Consider the following 14,420-nt stretch of genomic DNA (forward strand, 5'->3'; position numbering starts at 1 on the left):
ACTTACAGGACACCCCCAAGCTACTTCGCCTGGGTGGCGAGCTGGACACCGAAGCCGAGGAAGGCGACGCCGCTGAGTTGTTCGATGCGCCGCTTGACGTTCGGGCGGCTGAGGCGGTGGCGCATCGTGCGGGCAGCGGATGTCAGGAGGCCGAACCACAGCATGCCAAGCACGTTGTGGATCGTCACCAGCGTCAGCGTGGTCCAGAACACCGAACGGCCCGGCGGGACGAACTGCGGCAGCAGCGTCATGTAGAAGACGCCGATCTTCGGGTTGAGCAGATTGGTGAGGAAGCCGTTCCGGATCGCCGCGAGCGCGCTGGTGCTGGGCGGCGGCGCGTCCTGCGCATCCGCATCCGCCTCGGCCTCAGGCGTGGCCGCCTTACGTTTGCGGGCGTTCCAGAGCGCTCGTCCGCCCAGCCAGACGAGGTACGCGGCGCCCGCGATCCGCAAGACAGTGAACGCCAGCTCCGACGCCGCCAGCAGAGCGGTGAGCCCGACAGCGGTCGCCGCGCCCCAGGCGTAGCAGCCGAGGCCGATACCGAGCCCAGCCAGCAGCCCGACGCGCGGACCCGCGCCGATCGCGGTGCGGAGGACGAGCATGGTGTCGAGTCCGGGGGTGATCGTCAGCACCACCGCGACCGCGGTGAACGCGAGCAGAGCCGTCAGCACGCGCTCAAGTATGCGTCAGAGGGCGGCGAACGTACGGCTGAGCTTGTGGACCTGCCGGCTCATCATGAACAGCAGCAGGTACGGAATCGCTGTCGAGATCAGGGCGACGAGCGCAGTCTTCCAACCGCCGGACGTGGGCAGCAGCCCGGCCGCGAGCGAGACCGGGCCGGCGACCAGGAGGACGAGCGACGCGAGCCGGACACCGCGCATCCAGGCCTCGGCCAGCCGGGCGCGCGCCAGGTCCACGCCGGACTGGTCGATCGCAGTGCGCAGCAGGAGCGCGAACACCGCGCACAGCAGCAGCAAGACCACACCGGCGTACGCGAGGACCTCCGCGACGACCACCAGCGCGGTCAGACCGCCGGCCGGCACCGGAGTGAACGCCGGATGGATGTTGACCGCCGCGATCGCGGCGAGCGCGACCATGACCACCGCCAGGACGACCAGGACCCGTCTGGACCGTCCCGCCAGCTCTGGCCTCGCCAGGCTCCCCCGCTGCCGCTCGTTCATCTGCCGCGAACCTCCGCTGTCGTCGATGTGCCAGCATCGGACTCATGGACCGACTGCCGACGTTCAAGCTGGAAGCGTACTTCGGACGCTGGGAGTTCAAGGCGCGCTACCACCTCACAGCCTCCGACGCCGAGACGATGAGCGTCTCGGAGCTGCTCGCGATGGGCACCCCCGACGACCGCGACGCGTTCGAACGGCTCGGCCTCGGCTACATCCCCACGGAGGGCACCCTCGAGCTGCGCGACGCGATCGCCACGACCTACAACGACGAGATAGACCTCGACGACGTGCTGTGCTTCGCCGGCGCCGAGGAGGCGTTGTTCTGGACGCTGCGCCTGCTGCTCTCCCCCGGCGACCACGCGATCGTCGGCGTGCCGAACTACCAGTCCAGCGAGTCGTTGCCGCTCGCGACTGGCGCCGACGTGAGCGCCCTGCCACTCTGGAAGGGTGGCGACGGCGACCTGCGCTGGACGCTCAACCTCGACCGGCTGCGCTCCCTGCTGCGCCCGAACACCAAGGTGGTCGCGGTCAACTTCCCCAACAACCCAACGGGTTTCGTGCCCGACCGCGAGACGTTCACCGAACTCGTCCGCCTCTGCGACCAGCGGGGCATCCGGCTGGTCTCCGACGAGGTGTTCCGCGGCGTCGAGCTCGACCCGTCGCGTACGCTGCCGCAAGCCGCCGAGCTGTCCGAACGCGCGGTCTCGATCAACGTGGTCTCCAAGGCGTACGGCCTGCCCGGCCTGCGCGTCGGCTGGGTCGCCTGCCGCGACCACGAGCTGCTCGACCGCCTGCTGCAGGCGAAGTTCTACACCTCGATCTGCAACGCCGGGCCGAGTGAGTTCCTCGCCACGATCGCCCTGCGCAACGCGGACCGGATCAGGGAACGCACCCGTACGCTGATCGCCGCCAACTGTCACCTCTTCGACGAGTTCTTCGCCGAGCACGCCGACCGCTTCGACTGGCAACGGCCCGACGGCGGCTGCGTCGCGTTCCCCCGCTACCTCGGATCCGACGGCGTGGAGCACTTCTGCACCGAGCTCGTCGAACGCCAGGGCGTCCTGCTGCTGCCCGGCTCGATGTACGAGTCGGAGCTGACCGAGATCCCGCCGGGCCGCTTCCGGATCGGAGTCGGCCGGCGGGATCCCAAGCCCGCACTGGACGCGATGCGCGCGTTCCTCGACGAGCGCTAGCGCACTGCCTTCACCTGCGACACGTCAGCGTCCTTCGAGAGCACCGTCATGAAGAACAGCGCCTGGCTCGTCGTCGGCGTCTGCACGGCTGAGACCGTGCCGAGGCGCTTGCCGTTGGCGTTCAGCAGCTCGATATGGTTCAGGCCGTTGTGGATCAGCATGCCCATCACGACCTTGGTTCCGTTCGAGCCCGGAATCTCCTTCCAGAGCACGCCATCTCCGCTCGGCTCCCCGTGGTCGCCGTAGCACAGCACGGTGTTGACGTATGTTTCGTTGGGCTCGGCTGCGAGGCAGGCGGCGCCGTCGCCGTTCTTGCGGTACGAGACCGCGCTCGCGCCATCACCGTCGTTGACGAGGTAGCCGGTCCCTTGCTCGCCGGGCACGTACTCCTCATAACCGGGCCCGGACGCCTTGGTCTCGGACGACTTCGGCATGTCCGGTCCGCCCTGCGCCTCCGTGCAGTCTCCGGGATTGCCACCCGCGCAGGGATCGGTGTTCGCTGGCAGCCCGACTGGCGGCGGAGCCACATCGCCGTTGGCCATGCGTGGCGTGACCTCGCCCGGAGACGCATCCACCACAGGAACGACGATCGCGAAGAAGCGCAGACGGTTGGAGGCGGGCGTGCCGACCGCATCGGCGTGGTAGAGCTTTCCAGCGACCTTGATGTCGACGGTACGCGCCTCCACCGACACCGCACCCATCACCAGCGTGGCGGGCAGCAGGTCCGGGTTGGGTTTCGGACCCGCGTGCGCGTTCGCGGTCGACCAGTTCGCGCGGCGCCCGGCCGGCCAGTAGTTGTAGCAGAAGTAGGGATCGAACGCCTCCTGCGGCTCGACGGCCAGGCACCCGGGACTCGTGCCGTCGTCTGAGAAGGCCAGCACGCCCCAGTCCCGCCCCTGGACCCTGCCTTCGTCGACGTAGTAGCCGATCGGACGGTAGATGTTGCGTTCCGGCTCCTTGGTGAACTTCCGGTCCGACCACGGCTCGGGCAACCGGAACGACGGCGGCGGAGTCGTCGGGATCGCCGTCGGGCCGCTACTCGGTGTTCCTCGGGTGGTGTTCGTGGCGCGTGGTGAGCCCGCGTAACCCGGCTCGGAGCCGGTGCTCCGGATGGCGCCGAGCGTCGGCCCCGCCACCAGCGCGACAGCGGCGACCGCCGACGCGGCGAGTACGGCGACGCCGGCCGTCCGGCGGCGGCGAACGCCGCGCACCCGCCGATGGATCTCCGGTGTGGGGTCGACGGGTGCGGTCGGCAGGTCGGCGAGGTCCTGCAGGTCGTTCCGCAGCCTGTTCTGGTCAAATCGCATGGTCCGTCCCTTCTCGGGTGAGGGCGGAGGAGTCGGCCAGCGCTCCGTTGCGACGCAGGGCTTCCAGGCCACGGCTGGCATGGGTCTTGACGGCGCCGGTCGAGCAGCCGAGGAGCTCGGCCACCTCGCGTTCGGGCAGGTCCTCGGCGTACCGCAGGTAGACCGCCGCCCGCTGGCGTGGGCTCAGCGTCGCCAGCGCGCGCCGCAAGGCGTCGCGGTCGTCGACCCGCCCGGTGCCGGATTTGCCGGCCGGCTCCGGCAGCTCGGCGGCCGGTGACTCCGACCACCAGCGCAGCCGGCGCCTGGACAGGAACAGCGAGACAAGGATCTTGCGGAGGTAGGCCTCCGGGTTGCCCGCGCTCGCCTTGCCCCAGCGAAACCAGAGCTTGGCGAACGCGTCCTGCGCCAGGTCCTCGGCCCGGCCTCGATCGAGCGTCATGCCGTATGCCAGCCGCATGGTGGCCAGCCAACGCGCCCTTACGAAGTCGTCGAAGGCGTCCTTGGCCACGTCTTCCCCTCCGGTCTGGTCGGTGATCCTCCACCGAACCAACGCGACGGCAGGCGGCCGGCGTTGACAGCGAACGCTCCGGGTTTACGCGGTCTCCTTCGCCATCGTGAACAGGTGCCCGAGCACCTGGTCGGCCTCGCGCAGACCGTCGTGCTCGTGCTCGTTGGTGATCCACGGCGTGACGTTCGGGACCCGCTTGGCAGTGTCGAGGGAGTACTCGCGCACGACGTACTGGTCCTCGTAGTAGAGCGCCGCCCAGACCGGGACAACGTTCCGCGCCAGCCGGTCGAGGTCGTACAGCGGCGGCCAGTCGTTCTTCGCCTCGAGAAGGTTCGCGACCTCGCGCAGCGGCACCAGCGCCGGATCCTCCTCGAACATCGCGGGGTAGATCATCTCGCCGGTGAACTGGAACGGCACGGAACCGTCCAGCATCGCGTCGACGGAGAAGTCCGGACGCTCGGCGTAGATCCGCTCGGCCGACCAGTTGGCAGCGGCGCCCTGGGTGTAGCAGGGCTCGTGCATGACGGCGTACATCGGGTTGGTCATGAAGCCCGTGGTGTTCCAGACCTCGGTCAGGAACGTGTCGGACAGCTCCGCCCCGGCCGCGCCTTCGATGAACGCCTCCTCCAGGAGGTAGTGCATGGTGTCGAAGCTCGTCTTCATGCCGAGCCGCAGACCGAGCGTCTGGAACCGCCGCGGGGTCAGCCGCTCACCGGTCGGCAGGCGGACGTCCTGGTCGCGCAGCTGCCGGATGATCCGCAGGCACAGCTCGCGGTCGTCGGGGTGGCGCTTGAAGTATGCGGCGTTCTTGTCTGCCGTACGGTCATAGGTGATGCGGTAGACGTCGTCGGCGGTCGCGGTCAGCGGCGGCAGCCCTCCGGTGACGAACGCTTCCTTGACGCCTTCGGGCGCGAACGACAGGTAGGTCATCGTGACGAACCCGCCGTAGCTCTGCCCGAGCGTGCTCCACGGCTTGCCGTCGTTGATCACGGCACGCAGCCGTTCGGCGTCGTGGACGATGCCGTCGGCGCGGAAGTGCTGGAGGTAGGCGGCCTGCTCCTTCGCGCCGCCCCGCCGGGCCAGCGACTGCCGGTTGGCGGGTGCCGAGAGCCCGGTGCCGCGCTGGTCGAGCAGTACGACGCGGTAGTCGCGCAACGCCCGGGCGATCCAGCCACCGGCTGCCGACCTGGGCGACTTGCCACCGGGGCCGCCCTGCAGGAAAAGCAGGCGCGGAAGGTCGGCGTCGGCCTTCTTGATGTCGACGACCTCGCGGGCGTAGACCTCGATCTGCTCACCGTCGGGGTTGGCATGGTCGAGCGGGACGTCGAGGAAGTACTCCGTGCAGGCGAGGTTGCGTTGGCGGTACTGACGGGTTCTCATGTCGCGATGCTGTCCGTTCGCTCTGTTTCGTCACTCGCGGCTGGCGAGCAAATCGTAGGTGCCTTCTACGAATACCTCCATCCGATCTACTCATCGTGGGTAGGGTCGTCAACACGCGTCATCTCGGCGATGAGCTGGCTCCGTCCACCATCAGAGTGAGGTCAGCCCCCGGACTCCGGTCGAGGTCGAACAGCGCGGTTGGAGTCTCAATGACCATCCGACGCCTTCGAGACGTACTGCTCGCGGCCCTTCTCGGTCTCGGCCTGCTCGCTTCGTCAACCGTTTCGTCGACCGCCGCCTCGGCGGCGCGGTCCGCGCCCGCCAGGTCGCCGCGGTACGCCATCGACTTCGCACCGTGTCCGGGATCGTCCGTGGTCCGGTGTGGCACCCTGCGCGTGCCGGTCGACTGGTCACGTCCGAACGGCGCGAAGATCGACGTGGCCGTGGCACGCCGGCCCGCCGACGACCCGGCGCACCGGATCGGCACGCTGTTCTTCAATCCTGGCGGCCCGGGAGACGGCGGCGTCAGGTACGTCATCGCGGCCGACACCTTCTTCTCCGACACGTTGCGAGCTCGGTTCGACATCGTCAGCGTCGACCCGCGAGGTGTCGGAGGGAGCACTCCCATCACCTGTGGCGTTCCGGCGTTCACGCCCGAATACACGTTCTTCCCCACATCGCGGGAGGAGTTCGACGCGATGGTGGCTCACAACCGCGCCCTCGCGAAGAGCTGCCTTCGGGAGACCGGCCCACTGATGCTGCATGCCGACACCGTCAGCGTCGCCCGCGACCACGAGGCACTACGGATCGCCCTCGGCGTTTCGCAGGTCAACTGGCTGGGGCTGTCGTACGGCACCCAACTCGGTGCGCAGTACGCCCAGCTGTACCCGAAGCGCACACGCGCCATGGTCCTGGACGCGGCCCTCGAGCAAAGCCTCCCGGAGGTGCAACTGACCGCCGAGTCCGCCGGCATCGGGGAGGAGACGTTCAACCGCTTCGCCGAATGGTGCGACACCGCTGCCGACTGCGCGTTGCGAGGCCAGGACGTCGCCGCCGTCTACGACCGGCTCGTGCGGAGCGCCGACCAGAACCCGATTCCCGTCGAGGGAGCCCTCCGCCCCGTCACCGGCGGCGACATCCTGATGGGCACTCCGGGCTGGCTCACCGCCAAGACGCCGAACCCCGTAGCCGGCGAGGCATCCTGGGCGGTCTTCTCCGAAGTCCTCCGGCGGGCCGTGGCCGGAGATGCCAGATTCTTCGCTCTACCGCCTTCCTGGGGTCCCACCGACCCCATTTATGCCCGGTTGGCGAGCCACTGCGGTGACTACGTGTCCGACATCCAGACCTACGCCGACATGCGGCAACGCATCGAGATGGCGCGCCAGCTGGCGCCCCACCTCCAGGGCGCATCGGACTTCTGGCTGGGCGGCTTGTGCATCGGCTATCCGTTGCAGGTCACCAATCCGCAGCACACCCTGGACGTCGAAGGCGTACCCACACTGATCGTCCACGCGACCCACGACCCCTCCGTCTCGTACAAGTGGGCCTTCGGCCTGGCGGCCCAGATCCGCGACAGCAGCGTCCTGACCCGGATCGGTGACGGACACACCTCGTACTACACCTCGACCTGTGTCAGTGCTGCCTCCGATCAGTTCCTGCTCACCAGGCGGTCCGCGGCAGCCCCCGTCTGCGCCACCTGACCACCGCCCCATCGGAAGCTCCATGATGCAGTTGCGGGCCGTTCCCGAGCATTGCCGCAGCGAATGCGAGGACGATCCGCGCTTGGTGGTCGCAGCTGCGCGGTAGGGTGGTCCCGTGACCGCATTCCGGATCGGCGAGGCCGCGGAGTTGCTCGGCGTGAGCGTCGACACCGTGCGCCGATGGGTCGACGCGGGCCGGCTGACCGCGACCCGCGACGAGCACGGCCATCGGCTGATCGACGGCGTCGACCTGGCCGGCTTCGTACGCGAGCAGGCCGCCGAGCCCGATGCCCGATCGGAGGAGTCGTCGGCGCGTAACCGCCTGCGCGGCATCGTGACCGCGGTCGTGAAGGACACGGTGATGGCGCAGGTCGACATCCAGGCCGGCCCGTTCCGGGTGGTGTCGCTGATGAGCCGGGAGGCGGTCGACGACCTGGACCTGCGGGTCGGGTCGGTAGCGGTCGCGGTGATCAAGTCGACGACGGTTGTGGTGGAGCGGTCCACGCCGTCAGTCGCGAGTCAACGCGAACCGAGGAGGAGCGTGTGAGGGCACGTCGGATCCGTACCGCTCTGGTCGCGTTCACCGCGCTGGCCGTCACAGGGCTGACCGGCTGCGGCACCTCGGGCGACACCAGCACCCCGTCAGCGTCTGCCGGCGCGAAGGTGACCGGCGACGTGACGGTGTTCGCGGCCGCGTCGCTCACCGAGTCGTTCACCAGGATCGGCAACGACTTCGAGGCCGCCCATCCTGGTACGAAGGTGACGTTCAACTTCGCCGGCAGCTCGGCGCTCGCGACCCAGATCAACCAGGGTGCGCCCGCCGACGTCTTCGCCTCGGCCGCGCCGAAGAATATGAAGACGGTCACCGACGAGGGCAACGCCGCCGGAACGCCCATCACGTTCGTGCGGAACCAGCTCGTGATCGCGGTCGGCAGGGGCAACCCCAAGGGCATCAGGACGCTGGCCGACCTCACGAAGTCCGGTGTGCAGGTCGCACTGTGCGCGGAACAGGTGCCCTGCGGCGCGGCCGCGCAGCAGGCGCTGACCGCGGCGAAGGTCGACCTCACGCCCGCGACGTTCGAGCAGGACGTGAAGTCGGCGCTGTCGAAGGTGAAGCTCGGCGAGGTCGACGCCGCGCTGGTCTACCGTACGGACGCCAAGTCAGCCGCCGCCGACGTCGACGGCGTGGAGTTCCCGGAGTCGGCGAACGCCATCAACGACTACCCCATCACCGTGCTGAAGCACGCGCCCAACGCGACCGCTGCCAGGGCGTTCGTCGACTACGTGCTCTCCGGCAAGGGCGAGGCCGTGCTCACCGAGGCCGGTTTCCAGGCGCCGTAGCAACAGAGCCATGACCGTCGTACAACCGCGTCGCCGCCGCCGTATCCAGCGAGTGCCGGTCCCGTTGCTCGTCCCGGCCGCACTGGGGCTGGCGTTCCTGGTGCTTCCCCTGGCAGGACTGGTGATCCGGGCGCCATGGACCACGCTGCCGCAACGCCTGTCCGAGCCCGGCGTCCTCGCCGCGCTGTGGCTGTCGCTGCAGACCGCCACGATCGCGACGGTGGTCTGCCTGGTGCTCGGCGTGCCGTTGGCGTGGTTGCTGGCCCGCGTGGAGTTCACCGGCCGGCGGGTGGTGCGCGCGCTGGTCACCGTCCCGCTCGTGTTGCCGCCGGTGGTGGGCGGCGTGGCGCTGCTGCTGGTGTTCGGGCGCAACGGCCTGGTGGGCAGGTGGCTGGACGGCACGTTCGGCTTCTCGCTGCCGTTCACGACGGCCGGCGTGGTGGTGGCCGAGGCGTTCGTCGCGATGCCGTTCCTGGTGATCTCGGTCGAGGGCGCGCTGCGGGGTGCGGATGTGCGTTACGAGGAGGCCGCCGCGACGCTCGGGGCGGGCCGCTGGAGTACGTTCGTCCGCGTCACGCTCCCGCTGGTGGCTCCCGGCATCGCGGCCGGTGGGGTGTTGTGCTGGGCGCGGGCGCTCGGTGAGTTCGGCGCCACGATCACGTTCGCCGGCAACTTTCCCGGCCGTACCCAGACCATGCCGCTGGCGGTCTATCTCGCGCTCGAGACCGATCTGCAGGCGGCGATCGTGCTCAGCCTGATCCTGCTCGCGGTGTCGGTCACGATCCTTGCCGCGCTGCGCGACAAGTGGCTGGCGGCACCATGAGCGGGCCAGAAGCCGTCGCAGAAGCCGTCGCGGACGCGCAGGTGGTGGTCGAGCGGGAGACGTTCCGGCTCGACGTACGGCTGCGGATCGAGCCCGGCGAAGTGGTCGGGCTGCTCGGCCCGAACGGCGCCGGCAAGACCACGACGCTGCGGGCGCTGGCCGGCCTGCAGCCGCTGAGCGCCGGGTACGTCAGGCTCGCCGGTGCCGACGTCGACCGGCCCGCCGACCGGGTGTGGACGCCGGTCGAGCGCCGGCCGATCGGCGTGGTGTTCCAGGACTACCTCCTGTTCCCGCATCTGAGCGCGCTCGACAACGTGGCGTTCGGCCTGCGCCGGCACGGTGTCGACCGGCGGACCGCGCGGCAGGAGGCGGCCGGCTGGCTCGCTCGGGTGGACCTGGCAGACCATGCCCGCGCCAAGCCGCGGCAGCTGTCGGGCGGGCAGGCCCAGCGGGTCGCGCTGGCTCGCGCGCTGGCCGTTCGCCCGGCGCTGTTGCTGCTGGACGAGCCGCTGGCCGCGCTGGACGCGCGTACCCGCCTCGACACCCGGGCCGCGCTGCACCGTCACCTTTCCGAGCATCCGGGCGGCAGCCTGCTGGTCACGCACGATCCGCTCGACGCGCTCGTACTCGCCGACCGGCTCGTCATCATCGAGGACGGGCGGATCGTGCAGGAAGGCGACGCGGCCACGATCACGGCGCAGCCGAGGACGGACTACGTGGCGCGGCTGGTCGGCCTCAACCTCTACCGCGGCCGGGCGGACGGCCGCCGCGTCGTAGTGGGCGAGATGGGCAGAGGCTTCGCTCTGTCCGTGGCGGATCCCCTTTACGGCGACGCGTTCGTCGCGTTCCCGCCGGCGGCGGTCGCCCTGCACCCGAACCGTCCGGACGGAAGCCCGCGCAACACCTGGCCGGCGACCATCACCGGGCTGCAACGCCACGGCGACAACCTCCGCGTCCAACTCGACGGCCCGATCGTCGTAGCCGCCGATATCACCCCGGCCGCGGCGGCTCACCTCCAGCTCGAACCCGGCCGCCCGATCTGGGTCGCGGTCAAGGCAACGGAGACGCGCGCCTACCCCGCGAGCACGCGGCCCGCCGACCCACCGGCAGGCGCCCGACGCCGGGGGGCGTGGCCGGCGCGGTGATCGCCGCCCTGCCTGATCAAGCACTCCCAACCCGCACGTGGCCTGCGCGAGCTAGCCGAGCAGGCGGTTCCTCACCTGCCTGAGCTGGGCCTCACTCGCGCCGCCCCTCATCAGGTACGCGGTCAGGCCTCCATGCCGGCTGTCCAGGTGGGCCAGCGTTCTGAGGATCGTGTCGCCGCTGCAGCCATCGGTGCGCGCGTAGTCCTCGGCGATCGAAGCCGGCGGCACGCCCGCGACGCTCAGCGCGAGTGCCACGAGTACGCCCGTCCGGTCGCGCCCGGCGCTGCAGTGCACGGCGAGCGGGCCGGCCGGTGCGGCACCCAGCTGTCCGAACACGTCCGCGATCCGACGTTGGTTGTCGTCGAGCATCGTCCGGTAGGCGTCCGGCATCGTGGTGCCCTGCTCCGCCGGCTCGGCGATCAACGGCGCGTTGCGGTAGACGGGATCGGCTGCGAACGGGCTGGGCTCCTCCACGATCTCCCGTGCCCAGCGAAGGTCCAGTATCCGGTTGAGACCCACCGCTCGAACCGCCGCGACGCCGGCCGCGGTCAAGCGGCTGTGGCTGTCCGACCTGAACAACGCGCCGAAGCGGATCGGCGGACCAGCTGACGAGAGCAACCCGCCTACGTCACGGACGTTGAGGCAGCCCTCCCAGTTCGGCATCATCGGAGTCGGACGCCGCGGCGTGGGAGGCAGAGCACGGCGGCCAGTATCCCGGCCGCGCAGACGAAGGGCCACAGTGCCCACGGGCCGATCGCGTACAGGGCGCCGCCGACGATCGGGCCGGCGCCGGTGCCGATGGTGTAGGCGACGCCGTACAAGCCCTGGTAACGCCCGACCAGCTCTGGCGGGGCCAGGCCACCCAGGTAGGCCGCGGCGACGGAAGTGGCGATCATCTCGCCGAACGTCCACATCAGCACCGTGGCCGACAGCAGGGCCATGCCGGTCATGAGCCCGGTCAGCGCGAGCCCCACCCCGATGAGCAGGTTGCCGATCGCCAGGACGTACTCCGGCCGGTACCGCGCCACCACGCCGGTGATCGGCAGCTCCAACACCAGCACCAGCAGCCCGTTCAGCCCGATCAGGAGACCGAAGTCGCTCGCGCTCAGGCCGACATCGGTGACGTGTAGGGGCAGGCCGACGGTGGACTGGATGTAGACGAACTCAGCGACCACGGTCATCACCAGAAAGCGGACCAGGGCACGGTCGGCGAACGCCGCGCGGTACCCGACCGCCCGCCCGGCCTGCCCGTCAGCGCCGTCTCCGGCCCCCGTATCTCCGGCGTCGTCCCCCGTATCTCCGGCGTCGTCCGGCCCGGGTCGCCGCCCGGACGCATCCCGCAGCAGCACCGCCACGACCACACCGAACAGCAGGCACGCGGCGGCGTTGCCCAGGAAGAGCTCCACGTAGGAGGTACTGGCCAGCACCCCACCGATGACGCCGCCCAGCGCGGCACCCACGTTCATCGCGAACCGGAACACCGCGAAGGCGGCGAGCCGTTGCTGGTTGGTCGACACGGAGTCGAGCAGCACGGCGGCCGCGGCCGGCCGGTAGATCTGCGACGTCACGCCGATCAGCCCCACCACCGCGACGATCAGCGGGAACGGTCCGACGTACGGCACGATCGCCGTCAGCCCGGCGGTGGGAACGGCGGACAGCACGATCGTCCGCCGCCGGCCGATCCGGTCGGCGAGGTAACCGCCAACCGCGTTGCCGAGCACGTTGCCCAGTCCGGCCACACCGAGGACGAACCCCGCCGCGCCCGCGGAGTAGCCGCGCCCGGTCAGGTAGAGCACGATGAACACCGGCAGGAAGTTGCCGACCCGGTTGACCAGGATGCCGAGGCTGACGATCCACACCCGGCCCGGCAGGCCGCGCAGCGCGTCACGGAATCCCAGCTCGCCGGTGTCCGGCTGGTCCGGGCGCGCGGTGCTCACGCGACAGGCTTCGTACGTACGTGGATCGCCGCGGCCAGCCGCCTGCCGTGGGCGATCGCCTCGGCGGCGGTGGAGCCACGGACGACGACATGGCCCACCTTGTCCTCGTTCCAGGTCAGCGGGGGCACTAGGTCACCCGGGCCTACGTCCAGCCGCAGGTCGACAAGCGCCGGGTCCGCGCGTACAACATCCAGCCCGGTCACCTCCTCGACCTGGCCGGGCTCCGGCGTGAGGAACCGGATGGCCGCACCACCCCGCGGCTGCGGCGACGCGGCCAGCGGCTCCACCACGCCGAAGCCCGCGCCCAGTGCGTACCGCTCCATGTCGACGCCGTAGGCGATCTCGGCCAGCTCGTTGATCCGGTCACCGCCGACCCGGTTGTGCGACTCGACGATCCGCGGGCCGCGCGAGGTCAGCTTGACCTCGGTGTGCCCCGGACCGTTGCGCAACCCCACCGCGTCCAGAAAGTCCGACACCAGCCCCGCGACCTCGCCCAACGTCTGAGCCGGGTGGCCGCTGGGCTGGGAGTGCCCGATCTCGACGAAGCCACCGGGACCGCCGATCTCCTTGTCGGTCACTGCGACGACCACATGCCGGCCGTCGAAGCTCAGGGTCTCCACGCTGATCTCCGGCCCGTCGAGGTACTCCTCCATGAGGAACTCCTCGAACGTCGCCGACGACAGGTCCCTGGCGTCCCAGCGCCCGTCGAGGGACCGGAAACGTTCGGCGATGGCGTCCACATCCGCCTGCTCGTGAATACGGAACACCCCCAGGCTCCCCGACTCGCGGATCGGCTTGACGATGATCGGGAGCCCGTGCGCCACGACGAACTCCCGAACGTCCTGCGCGGACCGGCCGACCCCGGACTCCACCGGACTCACGCCCTTCGCAGCCAGGTGCCGGCGCATCCGCCACTTGTCCAGCAACAGCTCGACGGTGGCGACGGACTCGCCGGCCAGGCCGAGCACCTCGTTGATCCGCGCCGCCGGCAGCAGCCCGAGCTCGAACAACGACACGGCCGCCCGGAACGGATAGGCCTCGTGCAACGCCCGTACCAGCGGCAGCAGCCGGTCGACGTCGCCGTAGTCGAGCAGCAACGCCTGGTCGACGTACGCCCAGTGCCCGCGGTCGTACTCGTCGGGATACTGAACGTGAACGACGTCCAGGCCGAGCTCCCGGGCCTTGCGTACATGGTCGAGCCGGCCGCCGACCACCAGGACGCGGGGCCGGCCGGCGGGTACGACATAGGACAAAATGGCTCCCTCTCTCGGTGTTGGTAAGAGTCTCGCCGTTCGGCCGGACTTCCGGCATTGGAAGATCACGTCAGATTGGCCGCGCAACCCTTACCCCGGCGCCGTCCCAGGACCGCGTCCAGGACGTGTAGCCGTGGTGTAGTGGCCTGTAAGTGCACATGTCAATGATCTCGGTCAGGAACGACATCGCGAGGGGGTCTATGTGAGGAACGCACACAAGGCGGTGGTTGCGCTGGCAGCTGCCGTCGCGTCCGCCGCAGCGTCGGCTTACGGCATCGCCGACGGCTACTCCGACCACGCGCCGATCCTCGCGGTCCTGCCACGCTGACCTCGAACGGCCTGCCGCCCGGCCAGGGCTTTCGGCCGGCTTTCGCTTCGCCTTACGTCCGTTTTCGCGGCCGGATGATGGACTCCACGCATGACCGGTGGAGTGCGAGCACCCATCCACCGTGGGGACAGCGGAGCCGGCAACATCGGCACCGGCTTCGCCATCCCCATCGACCGCGCGACCCGGATCGCCGACGACCTGATCGACGATGAGAGAACCAGCTAGGCCGTGTCTCATAAGTGTCGTTCGAGTTCGCGGAGCCAGATGTTGATGGCGGCGATGTAGACGGTGGCCAGGTAACGGACGGCGAGTTTGTCGTATCGG

The 14,420-nt window shown here is 69.9% G+C and carries 16 protein-coding genes; 8 read left to right on the top strand and 8 right to left on the bottom strand.

Annotation, left to right across the window (positions count from 1 at the left end; genetic code table 11):
* Positions 1–20: 20 nt before the first annotated feature.
* On the bottom strand, positions 21–671 hold the full coding sequence (locus tag ACYVF6_RS04930; protein ID WP_460516189.1) for a LysE family translocator: 651 nt from the start codon (positions 669–671) through the stop codon (positions 21–23).
* 15 nt (positions 672–686) lie between these two features.
* Entirely contained in the window at positions 687–1,181 is a 495-nt protein-coding gene (locus ACYVF6_RS04935; protein ID WP_460516192.1) for a hypothetical protein, read from the bottom strand.
* A gap of 44 nt (positions 1,182–1,225) precedes the next feature.
* Here ACYVF6_RS04935 and ACYVF6_RS04940 point away from each other — a divergent pair, with 44 nt between their 5' ends.
* Positions 1,226–2,374 (top strand): PLP-dependent aminotransferase family protein, encoded by a 1,149-nt coding sequence (locus ACYVF6_RS04940; protein ID WP_460516195.1) that lies wholly within the window; start codon positions 1,226–1,228, stop codon positions 2,372–2,374.
* On the opposite strand, the gene ACYVF6_RS04945 is transcribed toward ACYVF6_RS04940, so the two are convergent.
* From ACYVF6_RS04945 to ACYVF6_RS04955, 3 genes are all read right to left on the bottom strand, one after another.
* Positions 2,371–3,681, bottom strand: coding sequence for a hypothetical protein (locus ACYVF6_RS04945; RefSeq protein WP_460516198.1), 1,311 nt, complete (start codon positions 3,679–3,681; stop codon positions 2,371–2,373). The two genes, ACYVF6_RS04940 and ACYVF6_RS04945, sit on opposite strands and share 4 nt — an antisense overlap.
* The gene (locus tag ACYVF6_RS04950) at positions 3,671–4,189 is read right to left on the bottom strand and encodes a SigE family RNA polymerase sigma factor (RefSeq protein WP_460516201.1); all 519 of its coding nucleotides are present in this window, start codon (positions 4,187–4,189) and stop codon (positions 3,671–3,673) included. Before ACYVF6_RS04950 ends, ACYVF6_RS04945 begins: the two co-directional genes overlap by 11 nt.
* A gap of 84 nt (positions 4,190–4,273) precedes the next feature.
* Positions 4,274–5,569 carry an alpha/beta hydrolase family protein gene (locus ACYVF6_RS04955; protein WP_460516204.1) on the bottom strand — a complete coding sequence of 432 codons (1,296 nt, stop codon included), beginning with the start codon at positions 5,567–5,569 and terminating at the stop codon, positions 4,274–4,276.
* Between the two features lie 209 nt (positions 5,570–5,778).
* On the opposite strand from ACYVF6_RS04955, the gene ACYVF6_RS04960 reads away from it, so the two are divergent.
* From ACYVF6_RS04960 to ACYVF6_RS04980, 5 genes are all read left to right on the top strand, one after another.
* Positions 5,779–7,269 carry an alpha/beta fold hydrolase gene (locus tag ACYVF6_RS04960; RefSeq protein WP_460516207.1) on the top strand — a complete coding sequence of 497 codons (1,491 nt, stop codon included), beginning with the start codon at positions 5,779–5,781 and terminating at the stop codon, positions 7,267–7,269.
* Between the two features lie 115 nt (positions 7,270–7,384).
* Positions 7,385–7,816 carry a TOBE domain-containing protein gene (locus ACYVF6_RS04965; protein WP_460516210.1) on the top strand — a complete coding sequence of 144 codons (432 nt, stop codon included), beginning with the start codon at positions 7,385–7,387 and terminating at the stop codon, positions 7,814–7,816.
* Positions 7,813–8,610: a molybdate ABC transporter substrate-binding protein gene (gene modA / locus ACYVF6_RS04970; protein WP_460516212.1), complete on the top strand. Its 798-nt coding sequence runs from the start codon at positions 7,813–7,815 to the stop codon at positions 8,608–8,610. Before ACYVF6_RS04965 ends, modA begins: the two co-directional genes overlap by 4 nt.
* A 10-nt stretch (positions 8,611–8,620) precedes the next feature.
* Positions 8,621–9,433 (top strand): molybdate ABC transporter permease subunit, encoded by an 813-nt coding sequence (modB, locus tag ACYVF6_RS04975; RefSeq protein ID WP_460516215.1) that lies wholly within the window; start codon positions 8,621–8,623, stop codon positions 9,431–9,433.
* A complete protein-coding gene (locus ACYVF6_RS04980; protein WP_460516218.1) occupies positions 9,430–10,578 on the top strand; it encodes an ABC transporter ATP-binding protein in 1,149 nt (382 codons plus the stop codon). The genes modB and ACYVF6_RS04980 overlap by 4 nt, the downstream gene beginning before the upstream one ends.
* Before the next feature lie 51 nt (positions 10,579–10,629).
* Here ACYVF6_RS04980 and ACYVF6_RS04985 read toward each other — a convergent pair whose 3' ends face one another.
* From ACYVF6_RS04985 to ACYVF6_RS04995, 3 genes are read right to left on the bottom strand one after another with little or no spacing between them, the layout of a single operon-like run.
* Positions 10,630–11,241: a tyrosine-protein phosphatase gene (locus tag ACYVF6_RS04985; protein ID WP_460516221.1), complete on the bottom strand. Its 612-nt coding sequence runs from the start codon at positions 11,239–11,241 to the stop codon at positions 10,630–10,632.
* Positions 11,241–12,515 carry an MFS transporter gene (locus ACYVF6_RS04990; protein ID WP_460516224.1) on the bottom strand — a complete coding sequence of 425 codons (1,275 nt, stop codon included), beginning with the start codon at positions 12,513–12,515 and terminating at the stop codon, positions 11,241–11,243. Before ACYVF6_RS04990 ends, ACYVF6_RS04985 begins: the two co-directional genes overlap by 1 nt.
* Positions 12,512–13,768, bottom strand: coding sequence for an ATP-grasp domain-containing protein (locus ACYVF6_RS04995; protein ID WP_460516227.1), 1,257 nt, complete (start codon positions 13,766–13,768; stop codon positions 12,512–12,514). Before ACYVF6_RS04995 ends, ACYVF6_RS04990 begins: the two co-directional genes overlap by 4 nt.
* Positions 13,769–13,970: 202 nt before the next feature.
* Between ACYVF6_RS04995 and ACYVF6_RS05000 the strand changes: the two genes are divergently transcribed.
* Both ACYVF6_RS05000 and ACYVF6_RS05005 read left to right on the top strand, forming a co-directional pair.
* On the top strand, positions 13,971–14,096 hold the full coding sequence (locus tag ACYVF6_RS05000) for a hypothetical protein (protein ID WP_460516230.1): 126 nt from the start codon (positions 13,971–13,973) through the stop codon (positions 14,094–14,096).
* A gap of 90 nt (positions 14,097–14,186) precedes the next feature.
* Entirely contained in the window at positions 14,187–14,321 is a 135-nt protein-coding gene (locus ACYVF6_RS05005; protein ID WP_460516233.1) for a hypothetical protein, read from the top strand.
* Positions 14,322–14,420: the final 99 nt, after the last annotated feature.

It is taken from the genome of Flindersiella endophytica, assembly GCF_054779015.1.